We start from the raw sequence: 17,051 nt of genomic DNA, 5'->3' as shown, positions 1-17,051 counted from the left end.
TGGACAGCCGGTCCGGCGCCCTTCGCGACCCTGTTACTTTCGCGGATGACATGGCACGATCGCCAGCGGCACCGGAAGTTACTGACGGTAAATCAGACGGGGTGCGGTGCCGCCTGGTCGGTCGACGTCCGGAGGGGGAAGCCTGTGAATCGACGCCGTCGCGTCATCATCGCGATCACCGCGGTGTGCGCCCTGACCGTTCTCGCGGCGCCGGCCCACGCCGCGCCCGTCCCCGCGCCCACGCCGCCGCCGGCGGGTGCGGGCGCGCAGCAGCCGAAGAAGAGCCTGGAGGAGGTCCGCGCCGAGATCGAGGCGCTGTACCGGCAGGCCGCGTCCGCCACCGACGCGTACAACCTCGCGGAGGAGCAGGCGAAGAAGCAGTCGGCCGAGATCGTGAAGCTGTCCAGGAGGATCGTGGACGGCCAGGCGAGGATCGACGAGCTGAAGCGGCGCGCCGGTGCGGCCGCCCGCGCCCAGTACCGCAACGGCGGCATCCCGGAGGAGGCGAAGTTCGCCCTCGCCGACGACCCGCGGGTGTTCCTGGAGGGCGCCAACCGGCTCGCGCAGGGCCAGAAGGCCACCCGGGACCTGCTGTCGGAGCTCCAGCGGGGCCAGGAGGAACTGGAGGCGTACACCAGGGACGCCAGCGTCGAGTACACCCGCCTGGAGGCCAACCGGGCGCGCCAGGCCCGGACGAAGAAGCTGATAACGGAGAAGATCGCCGCGGCGGAGAAGCTGGAGTCGCAGCTGGAGGCCGCCGAGCGGGAGCGGCTGCGGCGCCTGGAGCGGCAGGCCCAGCTCGACGCGCAGACCGAGTGGCTGGCGTCGGGCGCCCTGAAGGAGGCCAACCGCAGCGCGAGCGGCCAGGGCAGGGCGGCCATCGGGTTCGCCATGGCGCAGATCGGCAAGCCGTACGTGTGGGGCGCCGAGGGCCCGGACTCGTACGACTGCTCGGGGCTGACGCAGCGGGCCTGGGGCGCGGCCGGGCGCGGCATCCCGCGCACGTCGCAGGAGCAGTGGCGGCTGCTGCCGCGGGTGGCCGTGGGGGACATGCGACCCGGCGACCTGATCATCTACTTCGGTGACGCCAGCCACGTGGGGATGTACATCGGGGACGGGCAGATGGTCCACGCCCCGCGCCCCGGCCGGCACATCACGGTGGCGGGCGCCGGTTCGATGCCCATCCTGGGAGTCGTGCGGCCGGACAAGTAAGGGAGCGCGCGCCCGGACAAGTGGTGTCATTCCCGGCGCGTCGGGCCGCTGCCCGGCCGTGTGCCGTGCGCGTCGTGCGGATCACACCGCTCGCGTGATGTTTCTCATGGGACGGTGGCCAACTACCTCCCCTTGCGCGGCATATGCCGGGGGCTCTTCGTTGATCGCCATTCCGTTCGGGCGCCGGGTGCCGCTATGGTCCCCGTCGGCGGGGCGTCGTCCGGCGCTCCACCGCACCCTCGGGGGGAGGGAAGGAAACCGAACCGATGCCCGTACCCGCGCCCCTGCCCGCACAGCGCCAGAGGCTGAGCACCCTCGACGTGTCGAGCGGTGACCTCACCCTGCTGGTGATCGCGGACGACCCGGCGGGCACCTTCACCGTCCCGGAGCTGATCGACGCCGCCGGGGCGCGCGTCCGCATACGCACCGCGCGGAACCTCACGGAGGCGGAGCGGCTGCTCACCGACGATGTGCACTGCGTGCTCGTCGATCTCGACCTGCCGGCGGACGCGCGGCGCGGCGGCGACGACCCGCTGTCGGCGCTGCGCCATGTGCTGCGGGTCGCCCCGCGCCACGCCGTGCTGGCCCTGGCGACATCGGAGGACGCGGAGCTGGCGGCGGAGGCGGTACGGGCGGGCGCGCAGGACCGGCTGTTCCGCGAGGAGCTGGACGGGCCGCTGCTGAGCCGGGCCATCCGGTACGCGGTGGAGCGCAAGCGCGCCGACTCGGTGCAGGTGAAGCTGGCCGAGTCGCGGCTGCGGGCCCAGGAGAACGCCCGGCTGGAGCGTGGCCTGCTGCCGACGCCGCTGCTGCAGGGCTCCGATCTGAGGTTCGCCGCGCGTTACCGGCCGGGCCGCTCACGGGCCCTGCTGGGCGGTGACTTCTACGACACGGTGCGCACCCCGGACGGCACGGTGCACGCCATGATCGGCGACGTGTGCGGCCACGGCCCGGACGAGGCCGCGCTCGGTGTGGAGCTGCGCATCGCGTGGCGGGCGCTGACGTTCGCCGGGCTGTGCGGCGACGAACTGCTGTCGACGCTGCAGCAGGTGCTGGAGCACGAGCGGGAGAGCGAGGAGATCTTCGCGACCCTGTGCACCGTGGACATCGCGCCCGACGGGCGCAGCGCCGGGCTGTGCCTGGCCGGGCACCCGGCGCCGCTGGTGGCCCGCCCCGCGCAGGGCGCGCAGCTGCTCCCGTACGAGGACGGCGGCCCGGCGCTCGGGGTGCTGCCGAACGCCCGCTGGCCGCGGCGGCAGGTGGAGCTGGGCGGGGTGTGGAGCCTGATGATGTACACGGACGGGCTGATCGAGGGCCGCTCGGCGGGCCCTGGTTCGCCGCGCCTCGGCCAGGAGGGGATGGTCGAGATGGTCAACCGCCAGCTGGCCCGCGGCCTCGCGGGCGAGGAGCTGCTGGAGGCTGCCGTGGCGGAGGTCCGCCATCTGAACGACGGTGAGCTGACGGACGACGTGGCGGTCCTGCTCCTGGACCGCGCCGCCCGCTGAGCGGGGGTCCGGGAGCCCGGGGGCGTTCGGACGTGCGCGGTGGCCGGCCCGGTCGCGGGCGGGCGGGGTCGCGGTGAGAGGGCGGCGCAGGGTCCGGCCGTCCGGCCGTGCGGGTCGGTCCGGGGGGCCGGTACGGGCGGGGCGGTCCGGGCGGGGTCAGCGGCCGCCGTTGTAGGGGCCGTAGGGGCCGTCGCTGCTGGAGCCCCGGCGGCCGCCGCCCGAGACCTGGCGGAGTGCGGGGCGGACGTCCACGAGGAAGACGATGCTCGCGATGAGCCCGGCCAGCTGGAGGACCAGGAAGTTGATGAAGAGGTCCACGGCGACCGTGACGCCCAGGATGATCAGCCAGAACGACTTGGTCTGCTTGTCCGCCGCGCGGTAGGCGTCCTCGCGCGCCAGGGCGGCGAAGACCAGCGCGACGAACGCGAACCCGAGCGTCGCGATGGAGAAGACCAACTCGACCATCGAGTTGAAACCGATCATCAGCATGGTGAGCACCGCCTGGTAGGTGGATGGAGCGCCTCGCCGCCAAGGTACCCGTACAACGCTCCGACAAGCGTGAATGTGCCCGGCCGGGCCGCACACCGATCCGGCGGCGGCCCGGGGCGGGCGGTCGGGCTCACTTCTCGTCGGCGGTACCCGAGGCGGCGGCCTTGCGGGCGGCGGCCCTGCGGGCGGCGCTGTTGCGGGCGGGGCCCCCGGCCGGCTTGGCGTCGGCCGGTTCGGCGTCGGCCGCGGCGGTCCCGGGCTCGGCCGCCGCCGGCTCGCGGTCGCCGGAGGTGGGCTCGGCGGCCGGCTTGGACGTGGACGTCTTCGCGGCCGGGGCGGAGTCGGGCTCGACGGCGATGGCGATCTCGGTGATCTCCTCGGCGGCCTCGCCGCGCCACGCCTTGACGGTCTGCTCGCCGTGCTCGGCGACCTTCTCGTACGTCTCGCGGGCCTTCACCGCGTACTCCGCGGCCACGCCGACGCCCCGCAGGGCCAGGCCCTGCGCGGTCTCGCCGAGCTTTTTGAGGTCCGTGTCGAGCCCGCCGACCAGCTCGGCGAACTTGGCCTGGAGGGTCGCCTGGGCCTCCTTGGCCTGGGCGGCGACCTTCTCCTGGACGGCCTTCGGGTCCGCGTTGCGCACCGCGTCCAGCTTGGACGGGGCCTCGGCGGCGATCTTGCGGGCCTGCTGCACGGCGAGGTCGGCGGTACCGGCGGCGAAGTAGAGGGGCGTACGCAGCTCGTCGATGATGGCCATGGTCTGGTGGTCCTCCCGTGTCGCGGGTTCGTCGCGCGGCGGTGCGCGCGAGCGTCGTCGGAGTCAGAGTTCGGTGGATCCTGTGCCTGCTCCGGCATCACCGGTGCCGTCGGCCGATTCGAGCGCGTTCTCCTTGCGGAAGGAGTCGTAGATCTGGAGCAGCACCTGCTTCTGCCGCTCGTTGATCGACGGGTCGGCGAGGATGGCGGCCCGCGTCTCCAGCTCCTCACGGTCCCGCTCGTCGAGGATCCCGGCCCGCACGTACAGCGTCTCGGCGGAGATCCGCAGCGCCTTCGCGACCTGCTGGAGCACCTCCGCGCTCGGCTTGCGGAGCCCGCGCTCGATCTGGCTCAGATACGGATTCGACACCCCGGCCGCCTCCGCGAGCTGCCGCAACGACAGCTGCGCCGTGCGCCGCTGCTCGCGCAGATACTCACCGAGGTTGCCGACGTTCAGTGATGCCATGCCCTGATGCTGCCTCAACTTCGCTAACAATTGCAAGCGGACGCTTGCGGCAGTTACACAGTCCGGACACAGGGCGCCGTCGCGCATCGCCCTTGCCGGTTGCCCGCCGGACCCCACGGAGGGCGCTCCGGGCGGGAGGAGACACAAGGGCCCCGTGCGGACGCGCCGTTGGCCCTGCGGCGGGGTCGGTGCCCGTGTCAGCATGGGTGAGACGCGTGGTAACGGGGAGGCGGGCCATGGCAGTTGAGCGGGTGTGGCTGGACGTACCGTTCGCCGAGAAGGACGAGGCGAAGAAGTGCGGGGCGCGGTGGGACCCGGCGGCCAAGCGGTGGTACGCGCCGCGGCCGGGGATGGAGGGGCTCGCGCGGTGGGCCGCCGCCGACGAGGTGCCCGATCTGCTGCCGGGCGAGGACCGGAGCCTGGGCAGCGGGCTGTTCGTGGACCTGGTGCCGCGGACCTGCTGGTTCACCAACGTCCGGTCCTGCGTGGACCAGAAGGACTGGGAGCGGCTCCGCCGGATGCTCACACGGCGGGCCGGGCGGCGCTGCGAGGCGTGCGGGGCGGGCGAGGACCGCGAGCGGCGGCGCTGGCTGGAGGCCCACGAGCGGTGGACGTACGACGACGCCGCGCGCGTGCAGACGCTGAAGCGGCTCATCTGCCTGTGCACCGACTGCCACACGGTCACCCACTACGGCTACGCGCAGGTGCGCGGCGTCGAGGCGCAGGCCTTCGCGCATCTGATGAAGGTCACACGCATGCCGCCGGCGCGGGCGCGGGAGCACATCGCGGCGGCGTTCGAGGTGTGGGAGCGGCGTTCGCGGATCGCCTGGAAGCTCGACCTCGGCATCCTCACCGGCGCGGGGATCACCCTCGCCCCGCCTCCCGGCGCGACGGACCGGGCCCGGGTCTCCGACGCGGTGCTGCGGGCCGAGGGACGGCCGGCGGTCCCCCGCCAGCACCCGGGCACCGGGCGGGTGGAACGGCGCTGAGCCCCCGGCGGGCGGACTCACCGGCGGGCGGACGGCCCGGCGGGCGGACTCACCGGCGGGCGGACGGCCCGGCGGGCGGAACGGCGCTGACCCGGCACCCGGGCGGCCCCCGGCGGGCGGAACGGCGTTGGCCGCCGCTCGGCGACCGGGACGGCGTCCTGCTGAACGGGGTCACCGACCCGATGCGCCTCGACGAACTGGCGGTGCTGCTACGGGCGTTCGGCCTCCGGTTCGGGCTGGAGCTGTACGACGAGAGCGACGCGCTGGTCCGGGAGATCACCGGGTGACGCCCGCCTGGCCCCGCGCCACCGGCAGGTCCGACGGACGCCCCCAGTCGCTCCACGAACCGTCGTACACCGCGAGGTTCCCGTACCCGGCGAGTTCCGCGCCCAGGGCCAGGACGCACGCCGTCACGCCCGAGCCGCAGCTGAACACCAGCCGCCCCGGCCGCTCCCCCACCAGCGGCGCGAACAGCCCGCGCAGCTCCGCCACCGGGCGCATCCGCCCCTCCGCGTCCAGCAGCTCCCCGAACGGCAGGTTCACCGCGCCGGGCATGTGGCCGCCGCGCAGCCCGCCGCGGGGCTCGGGCTCCGTACCGGCGAAGCGGCCGCGCGTCCTGGCGTCCAGCACGACGGCGTCCGGGTCGGCGAGGGCCCGCGCGACCTCTCCGCTCCCGACGAACCAGCCGTCGCGCGGCCGGGCCGTGAAGCCGCCCGGCACCGGGGCCTCCGCGGCCGGCGGCCCGTCCTCCACCGGCAGCCCGGCCGCCTCCCAGCCGGGCAGTCCGCCATCCAGTACGGCCACCCGGTCGAAGCCCGAGGCGCGGAGCATCCAGCGGGCGCGGGCCGCCGAGTAGATCCCGGCCGTGTCGTACACGACGACCGTGCCGGTGTCGTCCACGCCCAGCTTTCGCACCTCCCGCGTGAACCGCGCGGCGTCCGGCATCGTGTGCGGCAGCGGCGCGTCCGGGTCCGACAGGGCGCCGTCGATGTCGAAGCGCAGCGCGCCCGGCACACGGCGTGCGGCGTCGCGGTGGGCGCCCACCGACGCGTCCAGGACGACCAGGCTGGGCGTCCCGAGCCGCTCCCGCAGCCAACGCGGCGGGACGAGCGGGCCGGGGAGGGGTTCGCGGGGGTTCATGTGCCTGCTTCCTCGTGGGTGCGGGTGGTGACGGTCGCGCGCGACCTCAGCTCCTCGACGGCCGCCGCGCAGGCGTCCGTGCTGTCCGCCGTCAGCAGCGCCATGCCAAGCCGGTCCGCCGACGACCGGAGCGGGGTCACCGGGTCGCCCGGTTCGACGGGTACGTCCCAGTGCTCCAGCCGCCACGCGGCCGGGGCGGGCGGCGGGGCGACCGACGTGACGCGGCCGGGCGGCGCGGTGACGAAGACGGTCGCCGCCGCCACCGCACGCGCGGGCTCCTCGCGCGGCCCCTCGCCGACCGCCCAGCCCAGCGCGGCGCGCCGCCAGTCGACGCCCCGGGTGAAGCGCACGAGGTCGGGGATGCCGTCGCCGCCGGGGCGGTTGTGGGTCTCGATCACGGTGACCCGGTCCCCGTCGACCTTGACCTCGGTGTGCGCGGGGCCGTCCGTGAGGCCGATGGCGTCGAGGAGGTCCGCGACGGCCCGCTCCACGCGCCGCCGCCCGGCCGCGTCCAGCGACGGCGGCGGCATCAGATGGGCGACCTCCACGAACGCCCCGCCCTCGGTGTGCTTCTCCGCGATCCCGAGGCAGGTGTGGCGCCCGCCCGCAGAGAACGTCTCGACGCTGAACTCCCGCCCCCCGACGTACTGTTCGAGCAGCGTGGCGCTGTGCCTGCGCTCCTCGGGCAGGTCGTCGGGCGTGCGCAGGAGCGTGACGGCGTTGCTGCCCGTGCCCGCCACCGGCTTGGCGACCACCGGGGCGCCCGCGCGGGAGGTGTCGAACAGCCGCGCCACCGCCTCGGCGTCGTCCGCCGCGGCGAACGGCGGGTTTAGGTGCGGGGCCGCCCGCTCCAGTACGCGCCGCATCTCCAGCTTGTCGCGCGTCGCCCGTACGACCTCCGGGGGCGTGCCCGCCGCGCCGAGGCGCCGCGCGGCCGACGCGGCCGGCTCCAGGCCGAGTTCGGTGAGCGAGACGACGGCGGCCGGGGCCAGCGGGCGCAGCACCTCGTCGGTGAACGCGCGGAACGTCGGACCGTGCTGGTAGTCGGCGGTGTGGTGCGCGGCGGCCGGTACGCCGAGGGGCGCGGCGCCCGGCAGGCGTACGTGGACGACGTCGACGGGCAGCGTGGCCGCCGCCCGGGCGACCGCCGCGTCGGCGCCGAGGACCACGAGCGTCACGGCGCCCGCTCCGGGGCGCGCCCACGACCGGCGCGGTGGCCGTACCCCCACTCCACACGGCCGATCGTAGCCGCCGGCTTACCGCCGCAGGGGGCATATGCCCGGCTCAACCGGGCCGGTGGGGGACCGGATTGGTTGCGGTCGGCCGGTTGCGGGCCGGCCGGTCGCGGCCGGCCCTCGCCGGGGCGGGGCCCGGCCGTCGTCGGCGGGGTGGTTCAGTGCTCTTCGGCCGACGCGTCGAAGAAGGCGAGGATCCGGGGCAGGGCCTGGCGCACCGACGTGTTGTGGTCGTGGTCGCCGACGTCGGTCAGCCGGTGGGCTGCGCCATTCCGGGTCAACTGGCGGGCGCAGTGCGCGGCGTGGCCGAAGTCGACGTCCTTGTCGCCCCGGCTGTGGAAGATCTCCACCGGTACGTCCGGCCGCCAGTCGCAGGTGTGGTCCATCGGGCGCAGCCTCTCCTTCAGGACGCCCTCGGGCTTGCGGATCTTGTTCAGGAAGTCCTCGGTGAACAGGTCCCGGGAGGCCGCCGGGAGCTCGGCGACGATCTGCCGGGCGGTGTGGTGGCCGTCGAAGAGGCCCTCGACCCTGGTGTCGTAGGGCGAGCGGAAGGCGTCGCCGGGTGTCGCGTAGAGGCCGTACATCCGGTTCCAGGCGGTGGCGAAGTAGGCGAGGTAGATGCCGGAGTTGGCGATCCTGTCGTCGGCCGCGGCGGCCTCGAACGCCGACGCGTCGAAAGGGCCGCCGACCGGGGCGAGCGCCCCCGGCCGGAAGTACCGGTCGGCCCCCTCCCGCTGGAGCGCCCGGCCCACCAGCATGGTCGCGGGGCCGCCCTGGGAGAACCCGCTGACCTGGACCTTCCCCTTCAGCTCCCGGCCCGTGCGGTGTGCGAGGGCCCGGGCCGCGCGCAGGCCGTCCACCGAGGCCGCGACGGTGGCCGCGGGGTCGCCGTAGGGGTGGAAGCCCTCGCCCAGGCCGAGACCCACGTAGTCGGGTGCCGACACGGCCCGCCCGGTCGAGGCGAACAGCAGCGCGACGAGCCGGTCGTTGGACTTCGGGTTGAGCGAGGCCACGTCCTTGCGGTAGACGGTCGTGCCGTGCAGCCAGGAGACGGCGGTCAGGTGGCGCGCCCGGCGCTTGGGCAGGACGACGAGCTGGCTCGCCGTCGTGGGGGCGCCCGCGCTGTCGGTGGTGCGGTAGGTGACCCGGTAGGCGGTCACGCCGTAGCGGACCCGGGACGTGTCGATCTTTCCGTGGAGCTGTTCGGCCACCTCCGCCGCCGAGAGGTCGGCCACCGGCTCGGCGGTAAGCAGCGCCCCGCCAGGTAACCGCTCGGCGGGGGCGTCCGCCGCCGCGGGGACCGGCGCCACCAGGGCGGTGAGGGTGCCGAGGACCGCCGTGCCGGCTACGGTCCGGATGCGTGTTCGATATGAGGTCATGGGCGGAAGCATGCCCGTCGGGCGCTCCCCCGGGACATGGAGCGGCCCCCCGGAGGGCGAAGGGGGAGAACCCCCGCCGCCGCCTCCGCCTCCGCCCGGTCGCCCGCCACGCGCCGGATCCGGGCCCGTGCCGCCCCCGCGCCGCGCCCCGCCCCCGCCCAGGCCCGGTCGCCCACCGCGCGACGCCCCGCCCCCGCGCGACGCCCCGCCCGCGCCCTACCGCCCCGGCGCCGGCCCCAGCTCCGGCGGCAGCGGCCGGGCGTGCAGGACGTCCAGGCGGGTCACCGCGCGGGTCAGCGCCACGTACAGGCGGTTCAGGCCCCGCGGGCCGGCCTCCGCGATGGCGGCGGGCTCGACCAGGACGACGTGGTCGTACTCCAGGCCCTTCGCGAGGCCGTCCGGCACCAGCGTGACGCGCGGCGCTCCGGCGGCCACCTCGCCGGGGTGCCCGGCCGGTATGCCCGCGCATGCCAGCACGTCCCGCAGCCGCTCGTACGCCGCGTCCGCCACGACCACGCCGACCGAGCCCTCCCGGCCGAGCGCCGCCCGTACGGCGTCCACCACCGCCGCCTCCAGGTCGGTCACCGCGCGTACGGCCACCTCGCCGTCCCGCCGCACCGACCGGGCGGGCGGCACGTCCGCGGGCAGGGCGGCGAGCAGCCGGTTGGCCAGCTCCACGACGGCGCGCGGCACGCGGTACCCGGCCGTCAGGGCGGTGACCCGCGCGTCCGGCCGGCCCAGGTGCGCCAGTTGCTCCCGCCAGTCGGCGGCCGCCCAGGGCGCGGTGCCCTGCGCCAGGTCGCCGAGGACGGTCAGCGAGCCCGAGGCGGCGGTGCGGCGCGCGACCGCCCGGCACTGCATGGGCGACAGGTCCTGTGCCTCGTCCACCACGATGTGCCCGTACCCGGCGGGCCGTTCGAGCTGTCCGGCCAGTTCGTCCAGGAGGACCAGGTCGGCGGCGGTCCAGCGGGCGGAGCGGTACGAGCGCGGGGGCCTCGGCCAGCGGATCGCGGCGCGCTCGGCCCCGGTGAGCGCCGGGTCGCGCGGGTCGGCCAGCACCTCGGCGAGCACCTGCTCGGGGACGGCCCTGGGCCAGCACGCGTCGAGCAGGGAGGCCACCGGGCGGGACCGGCCGACCCTGCGCTCCCAGGCGGCGCCCACCGGTCCGGCGCGCCGCTCGGCACGCGCGCGCACGGCCCGTACGACCCGGCTGCGCAGGCGTTCGCGGCCCACCAGGTACGGCGGGGCCTCCGCCCGCACGTCCGCGACGAGCGCGGCGAGTTCACCCGCGGGGACGCGCCACCGGTAGGCGCCGTCCGGGACGGTCAGCTCCTCGGAGGGGGCGGCCACGCGCGCGTGGAGGGCGCGGCGCAGGACACCGGCCATGCGGGCGTCGTGCTTGACGGCCGCCGCCGCTTCGCCGTCCTCGGCGCGCGGCCGGTGGCCGACGGCGCGGGCGATCTCCTCGTCCACGGTGGTCTGGCGGACGTCCCGCTCGCCGAGCGCGGGCAGCACCTCGGAGACGTACGCGAGGAACGCCCGGTTGGGCCCCAGGATGAGCAGCCCGCCGGCCTGGACCCGCCGCGGGTGGGCGTAGAGGAGGTACGCGGCCCGGTGCAGGCCGACGGCGGTCTTGCCGGTGCCCGGGGCGCCCTGCACGCACAGGGACGTGCCGAGGGGGGCGCGTACGAGGTCGTCCTGCTCGGGCCGGATGGTCGCCGCGATGTCCCGCATGGGCCCGACGCGCGGCCGTTCGATCTCGGCGGCGAGCAGCCCGCCCCGCCCGGCGCCGTCGGCGGCCGCGCTCATGTCGGGGGCGCCGTCGAGGTGTTCGTCCTCCAGGCCGGTCAGGTCGGCGGAGTCGCCCTTGCTGTACGGCGCCCAGCCGAAGCGCCGCCGGACCCGCACGCCCTGCGGGTCGTCGGGGCGCGCCTGGTAGAACGCGCGGGCCACGGGCGCCCGCCAGTCCACGACGAGCGGCGGTTCGGCCGGGTGGGCGCTGATCCGGCGGCGGCCGATGTGGTGGCTGCGCCCGTCGGTGCGGTCGAGGCGGCCGAAGAACAGCGGGCCGGGCGCCTCCTCGCGCAACTCCTTGGCGTGGCTGCGCAGTCGGTGGCCGAGGACCTCGGCGTCGGCGCCGGACGCGGAGACGTCCTCGCAGGTGATGACGCGTTCGTCGGCGCCGTCCGCCATGCGGTCGAGCGTGGCGCGGCAGAGGTCGTGGAAGGCCCGTTCCCGGTGCAGGTCATGGTCGAGTGGCGTCATTCCCCCGAGAATAACGCAACTGAGTAACTTCTTTAACCGAGTAACGCTTTACTGGCCGTGGTCCGCCAGCCCCTCCGCGAGCTGCCGGAACGCCGCCTCCGCCGCCGCGACCGCGTCCGGATGCACCGCGTCCGCGCTCTCCCCGGACGCGATCCGCCGCCAGTTCTCCTCCGCGAGCACCCGCAGCACGGCGATGATCTGCCCCGCCGCGAGCCGCGCGCCGACGTCCGGTTCGCCCGGCGCGCCGAGCGCCTCCGCGAGGGCGCGCTCGGACTCGCCCTGGTAGGCGTACAGCCGCGCCAGGAGGCTCGGCGTGCCGTACACCAGCCGGTGGAAGGCGAGTACGGACGGCTCGTCGTTCAGGCCGGTGACCGGGTCGCGGCGGGCGAGCCCGTCGAGGTGGTGCCGGCGCAGGGCCTCCAGCGGGCCGACGCCCCCGCCGCGGGCGGCGACCACCCGCGCGGCCTCGTCGCGGTGGTCCGCGAACCGGTGGACGACCAGGTCCTCCTTGGCCGGGAAGTACCGGAACAGCGTCGGCTTCGACACCTCGGCGGCCGCCGCCACCTCGGCGACGGACACCCGGTCGAAGCCGCGCTCCAGGAAGAGCGCGACGGCCGCGTCGGAGATGGCCCGGTACGTCCGCGCCTTCTTCCGCTCCCGCAGCCCCGGCCCCGCGGCACCGCCCTCGCGCGCCTCAGCCATCGAGCCGCTCCACCAGCACCTGGACACCGTCCAGCAGCCGTTCCAGGCCGAAGCGGAACTCGTGGTCCGGATCGTCGGGGCCGTCCATGATCCCGGCCGCCACCGCCCGCGCGACGGACGGGTACCGCTCCGGATCCGCCAGCAGCCGCAGCGCGCGGGCGTAGCGGCCCATGACCTGCTCGGGCGCGTCGCCCGTGGCCGCGGCGGCCGCCAGGATGTCGGCCATGATGCGGGTCTCGTTGCGCACGAACCCGCCGAGCAGCAGCACCACCGAGATCTTGGCGCCCTCGTCCAGCGGCGTGTCCTCCATCGCCGCCATGCCGGCCTCCCACCAGGCCACCGAGTTGGGCGTGACCGGCGGGCCGGAGACGGGGACGTGCAGCACCCACAGGTTGCGCCGGAACATCTCGCGCTGCGCCCACGTCCAGCGGGCCAGGGCCTCGCGCCAGCCGGTGCCGGGCGGCGGCGGGTCGGGGGGCGAGCCGATCGCGGCGTCCTGCATCAGGACGTACAGCTCGTCCTTGGAGGCGACGTACCGGTACAGCGACATGGTGGAGGCGCCGAGCTCCTTGGCGACCCGGCCCATGGAGACCGCGGGGAGCCCCTCCGAGGCGGCCACCGCGACCGCCGCCTCCACGATCCGGTGGACGCTCAGTCCGGGCCTCGGCCCCTTGGCGGGGCGTTCACGCAGGCCCCAGGCGGCCTCAAGGCCGGGCGTGAGCCCCGTGTCGCCGCTCTCCGCCACCGGCTCACCCCTCCTGGTATCCGGCCCGCGCGCCGGGCCGCTTGACGCCCATCCTAGTAATGCGTAAGGCTTACACAGTAACGCGTATGCCATACGCAGTAGAGGGGATCACCATGCCCGGCAGTACATCGAGCACCATCCGCCGCCGCGAGGGCACCGGCGGCGCCGCCGTCGAGGCCGCGGGCCTCCGCAAGTCGTACAAGGACCGGCGCGTCCTGGACGGGCTGGACCTGCGCGTGGAGCGCGGCACCGTCTTCGCCCTGCTCGGCCCGAACGGCGCGGGCAAGACCACCACCGTCCGCGTCCTGGCGACGCTCACCCCGCCGGACGGCGGCAGCGCGCGGGTCGCCGGGCACGACGTGGTCGCCGACCGGGCCCGAGCGCGCCGGGCGATCAGCCTGACCGGGCAGTACGCCGCCGTCGACGACCTCCAGACCGGCACCGAGAACCTGCGCATGATGGCCCGGCTCTCGGGGCTCTCCCGCAGGGCCGCGCGCCGCCGCGCCGCCGAGCTGCTGGAGCGCTTCGACCTCGTCGACGCCGGCGGCCGCCGGGCCGGCACCTACTCGGGCGGCATGCGGCGCAGGCTCGACCTGGCGGCCGGGCTCGTCGGGCGGCCCGAGGTGGTCTTCCTGGACGAGCCGACGACCGGCCTGGACCCCCGCAGCCGCCAGGAGCTCTGGCAGGTGGTGCGCGACCTGGCGGCGGGCGGGGCCGCGGTGTTCCTGACCACCCAGTACCTGGAGGAGGCCGACCAGCTGGCCGACCGGATCGCCGTGATGGACGGCGGGCGGGTCGTCGCCGAGGGCACCGCCGATGCGCTGAAGTCGCGCGTGGCCGGGCACCGGCTGGACCTGGTGGCCACCGGCGCGGAGGCGTACGGCCGCCTCGCGGCACAGGCCGGGGCCCTCGTCTCCGGGACGACGCTCACCGGCCACGGCGCGGCCCCTGCCGAACCGGCCCTGCGCCACTCCCCCGACGAGCTCGCGCTGAGCCTGCCAACCGACGGCACCGCCCCGCAGGTCAGGGCGCTGCTGCTCGCTCGACCCCTCCGGCGCGGACATCGCCCGCTTCGCGCTGCACACCGCCACGCTCGACGACGTGTTCCTCGCGCTGACCGGCACCCCGGCCACCGCGTCGGCCGCGACCACCCCCACCGAGGAGACCAGCCGTGTCTGACGCCGCACTCACCCTCGTCGGCCGGGGCATCCGGCTCAGCCGCCGCAACGTCGACGCGCTCATCACCGCCATGGTGCTCCCGGTGATGCTGATGCTCGTCTTCGTCTACTTCTTCGGCGGCGCCATCGACACCGGCACCCGCACCTCGTACGTCACCTACGTCGTGCCGGGGGTGCTGCTGCTGTGCGCCGGGTTCGGCGCGTCCACCACCGCCGTGCGGGTCAGCGAGGACATGCGGGCGGGCATCGTGGACCGGTTCCGGTCGCTGGACGTGGGCGCGACGCCGATCCTGGCCGGGCACGTCGGGGCCAGCATCCTGAGGAACGTCCTGTCGACGGCGCTCGTCATCGCCGTCGCGTTCCTGATCGGCTTCCGCCCGCAGGCGGGGTTCGCGGGCTGGGCGGCGGCGCTGGGGCTCCTGCTCGCGTTCGTCCTGGCCGTGTCGTGGCTGTCGGCGGCGGCCGGACTGCTGGCGCGCACCCCGGAGGCGGCCAGCGGGTTCACCTTCTTCATGATGTTCCTGCCGTACCCCAGCAGCGCGTTCGTCCCGATCGACACGATGCCCGACTGGCTGCACGGCTTCGCCGAGCACCAGCCCGTCACCCCGGTCATCGAGTCCCTGCGCGGGCTCCTGCTCGATCAGCCGGTCGCTGACGCCCCGTGGACCGCGCTGGCCTGGTGCGGCGGGATGCTGGTGGTGGCACTGGCCCTGTCGGGCGCGCTGTTCCGGGCCCGTACCCGCTGACCGTACGGCCGGGAGGCGACGCACCGGGGCGGCCCCCGTCCACAGGGCCGCCCCGCTCACGCGCCCGGCCGCAGCGGGGCGCGCCACCGCCGGGCCGCCCACATGGTCGCCGCGACGCTGCTCCACCCGGCCGCCCGGAAGGCGCCGCGCGTCAGAAGATGTCGGGGCACCACGCCCGGCGCGCCGCCCGGAACAGCGCGTCCGCCCGCGCGGCGGCCCCCGGCGCGGACTCCTCCACCCGGCCCAGCGCCACCAGCCGCTCCACCGACTCGTCGCCCAGGTACAGCGCGCCCAGTTCGGCCACGTCCAGCGTCAGGTCGGCAGCCTGAGCGGTCCGCGCGCAGGAGGCGCCCTCGGGCGCGGCGTCCAGCCGGTACCGGCCGCCCGCGATACCCCCGGCGTCCCGCACGTCCAGCACCAGCGAGCCGGCCGTCCCGTACGTCCGCGCCTCCAGCGCCCGTATGACGTCCAGCACCCGCACCCACAGCATGTCCGAGTGCGTCACCACCCGCGCGGCCCTCGGGTCCGGCAGGAGCATCGGGAGCAGGTCGTCCGGCGCGCGGTGGCCGCTCTTGACGAACGTCACCCAGTCGATCGCGCACACGTACCGCCACAGTGCCCGCTCGGCCGCCGGAGTCGCCGCCACCAGGTCCCGCACGGTCAGCGTGAGCAGCGGCTGGTTGCCGTCGTCCCACCCCTCGTCGGCGGCGTACGTGACGTACCCCTCCACCGCCCCGGACGCGGCGCGGTACGTGGCGTGGAACGGCTCCCGCCAGGTGTCGTCGGGCACCAGGTTCCAGCCGGTGCGGCGCTCCCAGTCGCGGGTGCAGCGGCTCACCATCCCGTGCCGCGCCGCCCGCGCCGCCTCGTACACCTCGGGGCCGAGCTTGCGCAGCGCCTCGCCGTCCACGAGGTCGATCCGGCCGCCGTCCTCCGGGCCGGACCAGCGCGGGTCGAGCGCGGCGCGGCGCAGGTCCACCTTCCACTGGGTGTACCAGGCGGCCGGCCCGAACCCGAACCTGCCGTAGATCGGGTACTCGGCGGCGATCAGCGTCGCGAGCACGTCCCCGCGCTCCCTCGCCTCGGCGAACTCGGCCTCCATCATCCGGCTCAGCAGGCCCCGGCGGCGGTGCGTCGCCGACACGGAGACGTTCGTGACCGCCGTGGCCGTCACGGGCGCGCCGCCGACCGCCGTCACCTCCTGCGCGAACGACCGGAACGTCGCCACGCACCGCCCCGCGTCGAACACCCCGCGCGTGCGCGCCAGGTCGAAGTGCGGCAGCCGCACCGCCACCTCCTCCGGGGAGGGCGTCGGCGGGCGGACGAAACCGGTGTGCAGCGCGCGGATCCAGTCCGCCGCGTCCTCTTCGGTGAGGGTGCGCTGGACGAGGCCGGCGGGCAGCGAGGGGGCGCCGGGAAGGGCGGGGTCGAACGTCATGCCGCCACGCTAGACAGCGGCCCGTCCCACCCGCATCAGGGTTTCCCCGCACCCCTCCCCCGCCGGCCCCTCACGGCCACGGGGCGGCCGGGCCGCTCAGACCAGCAGGTCGTCCACCTGCGCCTCGCCGTCCCGGTAGCGGCGGGCGATCTCCGCGCTGCAGTCGTCCGCCGTGCGCTGCAGCTCCTGGCGGAGCCGCGACACGACCTGCTCGTACCCGGCCAGCCGGCCCATCGCCTCGCCCAGTTCCTCGTCCGTGCGGGCCGCCAGGTCGGACAGCTCCACCTCGGCGAGCATCTCGGCGGCCAGCATCCGGTACTCCTCGCTGCGCGGCGTGGACAGCGTGACGTGCCGCGCCGAGCTGGGGCGGCGGCCCGACGGCGCGTCCGCGAGGATCTCCGAGAGCCGGTGCATGACCGGCACCTCGGGCGCGGCCCGGCGGGCCAGCTCCGCGCGCAGGATGTCGATCCGCCCCTGCAACAGCCGCCGCACATAGCTGAGATCGGCCTCGTCGGTGTGCGAGTCCCGCCGCAGCGCCCGCAGTTCGTCCAGGCGCAGGGACCTCAGATCGGGCGCCATGACGGCCTCCGGGGGGCGTACGGCCTCCAGCGCGGCGAAGCCGACGGCCCGTGTGGTGCCCGCCGCGACCCTCGTCGCCGTCCCCGCCGTCCCCGCCGACGCGCGGGCGGCGGCGGGGGGTTCGGCCGCGGGACGCTGTATCGGCGGGCGGGACCGCTCGGACTCCGGCCCGGCACAGGTGGTCGACGCGGGGCCGGGCTGGTGCCCGGCGCCAGTTGTGCTCATGGTGT

At 75.7% G+C, this 17,051-nt stretch carries 15 protein-coding genes and 1 pseudogene; 5 read left to right on the top strand and 11 right to left on the bottom strand.

Translation table 11 applies throughout. The annotated features are described in order from the left end of the window. Positions 1 to 144 precede the first annotated feature (144 nt). Together ACSUPT_RS15910 and ACSUPT_RS15905 are read left to right on the top strand one after the other, a co-directional pair. Entirely contained in the window at positions 145 to 1,212 is a 1,068-nt protein-coding gene (locus ACSUPT_RS15910; protein ID WP_361657293.1) for a C40 family peptidase, read from the top strand. A 266-nt stretch (positions 1,213 to 1,478) separates the two neighbouring features. Then, positions 1,479 to 2,717 carry a PP2C family protein-serine/threonine phosphatase gene (locus tag ACSUPT_RS15905; RefSeq protein WP_351963876.1) on the top strand — a complete coding sequence of 413 codons (1,239 nt, stop codon included), beginning with the start codon at positions 1,479 to 1,481 and terminating at the stop codon, positions 2,715 to 2,717. Between the two features lie 156 nt (positions 2,718 to 2,873). Here ACSUPT_RS15905 and ACSUPT_RS15900 read toward each other — a convergent pair whose 3' ends face one another. The 3 genes from ACSUPT_RS15900 to ACSUPT_RS15890 form a co-directional block, all read right to left on the bottom strand. Continuing rightward, entirely contained in the window at positions 2,874 to 3,206 is a 333-nt protein-coding gene (locus ACSUPT_RS15900; RefSeq protein WP_361657300.1) for a DUF2516 family protein, read from the bottom strand. A 130-nt stretch (positions 3,207 to 3,336) separates the two neighbouring features. Further along, positions 3,337 to 3,960, bottom strand: a complete 624-nt coding sequence (locus ACSUPT_RS15895) for a hypothetical protein (protein WP_436944716.1) — start codon at positions 3,958 to 3,960, stop codon at positions 3,337 to 3,339. 63 nt (positions 3,961 to 4,023) lie between these two features. Continuing rightward, positions 4,024 to 4,425 (bottom strand): helix-turn-helix domain-containing protein, encoded by a 402-nt coding sequence (locus ACSUPT_RS15890; protein WP_351963873.1) that lies wholly within the window; start codon positions 4,423 to 4,425, stop codon positions 4,024 to 4,026. 236 nt (positions 4,426 to 4,661) lie between these two features. Between ACSUPT_RS15890 and ACSUPT_RS15885 the strand changes: the two genes are divergently transcribed. Further along, entirely contained in the window at positions 4,662 to 5,414 is a 753-nt protein-coding gene (locus ACSUPT_RS15885) for a DUF5710 domain-containing protein (RefSeq protein WP_436944714.1), read from the top strand. A gap of 276 nt (positions 5,415 to 5,690) precedes the next feature. Here ACSUPT_RS15885 and ACSUPT_RS15880 read toward each other — a convergent pair whose 3' ends face one another. The 6 genes from ACSUPT_RS15880 to ACSUPT_RS15855 form a co-directional block, all read right to left on the bottom strand. Next, a complete protein-coding gene (locus tag ACSUPT_RS15880; RefSeq protein ID WP_436944713.1) occupies positions 5,691 to 6,554 on the bottom strand; it encodes a sulfurtransferase in 864 nt (287 codons plus the stop codon). After that, positions 6,551 to 7,732: an ATP-grasp domain-containing protein gene (locus ACSUPT_RS15875; protein WP_436944712.1), complete on the bottom strand. Its 1,182-nt coding sequence runs from the start codon at positions 7,730 to 7,732 to the stop codon at positions 6,551 to 6,553. The genes ACSUPT_RS15880 and ACSUPT_RS15875 overlap by 4 nt, the downstream gene beginning before the upstream one ends. A gap of 215 nt (positions 7,733 to 7,947) precedes the next feature. Beyond that, entirely contained in the window at positions 7,948 to 9,168 is a 1,221-nt protein-coding gene (locus ACSUPT_RS15870) for a hypothetical protein (protein ID WP_436944711.1), read from the bottom strand. A gap of 216 nt (positions 9,169 to 9,384) precedes the next feature. Continuing rightward, positions 9,385 to 11,433 (bottom strand): HelD family protein, encoded by a 2,049-nt coding sequence (locus ACSUPT_RS15865; RefSeq protein ID WP_436944710.1) that lies wholly within the window; start codon positions 11,431 to 11,433, stop codon positions 9,385 to 9,387. Between the two features lie 48 nt (positions 11,434 to 11,481). After that, a complete protein-coding gene (locus ACSUPT_RS15860; RefSeq protein ID WP_365727189.1) occupies positions 11,482 to 12,135 on the bottom strand; it encodes a TetR/AcrR family transcriptional regulator in 654 nt (217 codons plus the stop codon). After that, complete coding sequence (locus ACSUPT_RS15855) at positions 12,128 to 12,880, bottom strand: TetR/AcrR family transcriptional regulator (RefSeq protein ID WP_351963866.1); 753 nt, start codon at positions 12,878 to 12,880, stop codon at positions 12,128 to 12,130. Before ACSUPT_RS15855 ends, ACSUPT_RS15860 begins: the two co-directional genes overlap by 8 nt. Positions 12,881 to 12,993: 113 nt before the next feature. Here ACSUPT_RS15855 and ACSUPT_RS15850 point away from each other — a divergent pair. After that, positions 12,994 to 14,059: pseudogene (locus tag ACSUPT_RS15850) on the top strand (ATP-binding cassette domain-containing protein). Beyond that, positions 14,052 to 14,804, top strand: coding sequence for an ABC transporter permease (locus tag ACSUPT_RS15845; RefSeq protein WP_436944708.1), 753 nt, complete (start codon positions 14,052 to 14,054; stop codon positions 14,802 to 14,804). Before ACSUPT_RS15850 ends, ACSUPT_RS15845 begins: the two are co-directional and overlap by 8 nt. A 151-nt stretch (positions 14,805 to 14,955) precedes the next feature. Here ACSUPT_RS15845 and ACSUPT_RS15840 read toward each other — a convergent pair whose 3' ends face one another. Both ACSUPT_RS15840 and ACSUPT_RS15835 read right to left on the bottom strand, forming a co-directional pair. Beyond that, positions 14,956 to 16,242, bottom strand: a complete 1,287-nt coding sequence (locus tag ACSUPT_RS15840; RefSeq protein ID WP_436944706.1) for a GNAT family N-acetyltransferase — start codon at positions 16,240 to 16,242, stop codon at positions 14,956 to 14,958. 96 nt (positions 16,243 to 16,338) lie between these two features. Next, the gene (locus tag ACSUPT_RS15835) at positions 16,339 to 17,046 is read right to left on the bottom strand and encodes an RsiG family protein (protein ID WP_436944704.1); all 708 of its coding nucleotides are present in this window, start codon (positions 17,044 to 17,046) and stop codon (positions 16,339 to 16,341) included. Positions 17,047 to 17,051 lie beyond the last annotated feature (5 nt).

Source organism: Streptomyces sp. SudanB25_2051, from assembly GCF_964272635.1.
Classification (GTDB): Bacteria; Actinomycetota; Actinomycetes; order Streptomycetales; family Streptomycetaceae; genus Streptomyces.
This window is presented reverse-complemented; position numbering and strand designations above follow the sequence as displayed.

What these genes read in the sequence shown, in the direction of transcription:
- ACSUPT_RS15905 (WP_351963876.1), top strand. Translation starts at nt 1,479, where the DNA reads ATGCCCGTACCCGCGCCCCTGCCCGCACAGCGCCAGAGGCTGAGCACC.
- ACSUPT_RS15900 (WP_361657300.1), bottom strand. Translation starts at nt 3,206, where the DNA reads ATGCTGATGATCGGTTTCAACTCGATGGTCGAGTTGGTCTTCTCCATC.
- ACSUPT_RS15895 (WP_436944716.1), bottom strand. Translation starts at nt 3,960, where the DNA reads ATGGCCATCATCGACGAGCTGCGTACGCCCCTCTACTTCGCCGCCGGT.
- ACSUPT_RS15890 (WP_351963873.1), bottom strand. Translation starts at nt 4,425, where the DNA reads ATGGCATCACTGAACGTCGGCAACCTCGGTGAGTATCTGCGCGAGCAG.
- ACSUPT_RS15885 (WP_436944714.1), top strand. Translation starts at nt 4,662, where the DNA reads ATGGCAGTTGAGCGGGTGTGGCTGGACGTACCGTTCGCCGAGAAGGAC.
- ACSUPT_RS15880 (WP_436944713.1), bottom strand. Translation starts at nt 6,554, where the DNA reads ATGAACCCCCGCGAACCCCTCCCCGGCCCGCTCGTCCCGCCGCGTTGG.
- ACSUPT_RS15870 (WP_436944711.1), bottom strand. Translation starts at nt 9,168, where the DNA reads ATGACCTCATATCGAACACGCATCCGGACCGTAGCCGGCACGGCGGTC.
- ACSUPT_RS15865 (WP_436944710.1), bottom strand. Translation starts at nt 11,433, where the DNA reads ATGACGCCACTCGACCATGACCTGCACCGGGAACGGGCCTTCCACGAC.
- ACSUPT_RS15860 (WP_365727189.1), bottom strand. Translation starts at nt 12,135, where the DNA reads ATGGCTGAGGCGCGCGAGGGCGGTGCCGCGGGGCCGGGGCTGCGGGAG.
- ACSUPT_RS15840 (WP_436944706.1), bottom strand. Translation starts at nt 16,242, where the DNA reads ATGACGTTCGACCCCGCCCTTCCCGGCGCCCCCTCGCTGCCCGCCGGC.
- ACSUPT_RS15835 (WP_436944704.1), bottom strand. Translation starts at nt 17,046, where the DNA reads ATGAGCACAACTGGCGCCGGGCACCAGCCCGGCCCCGCGTCGACCACC.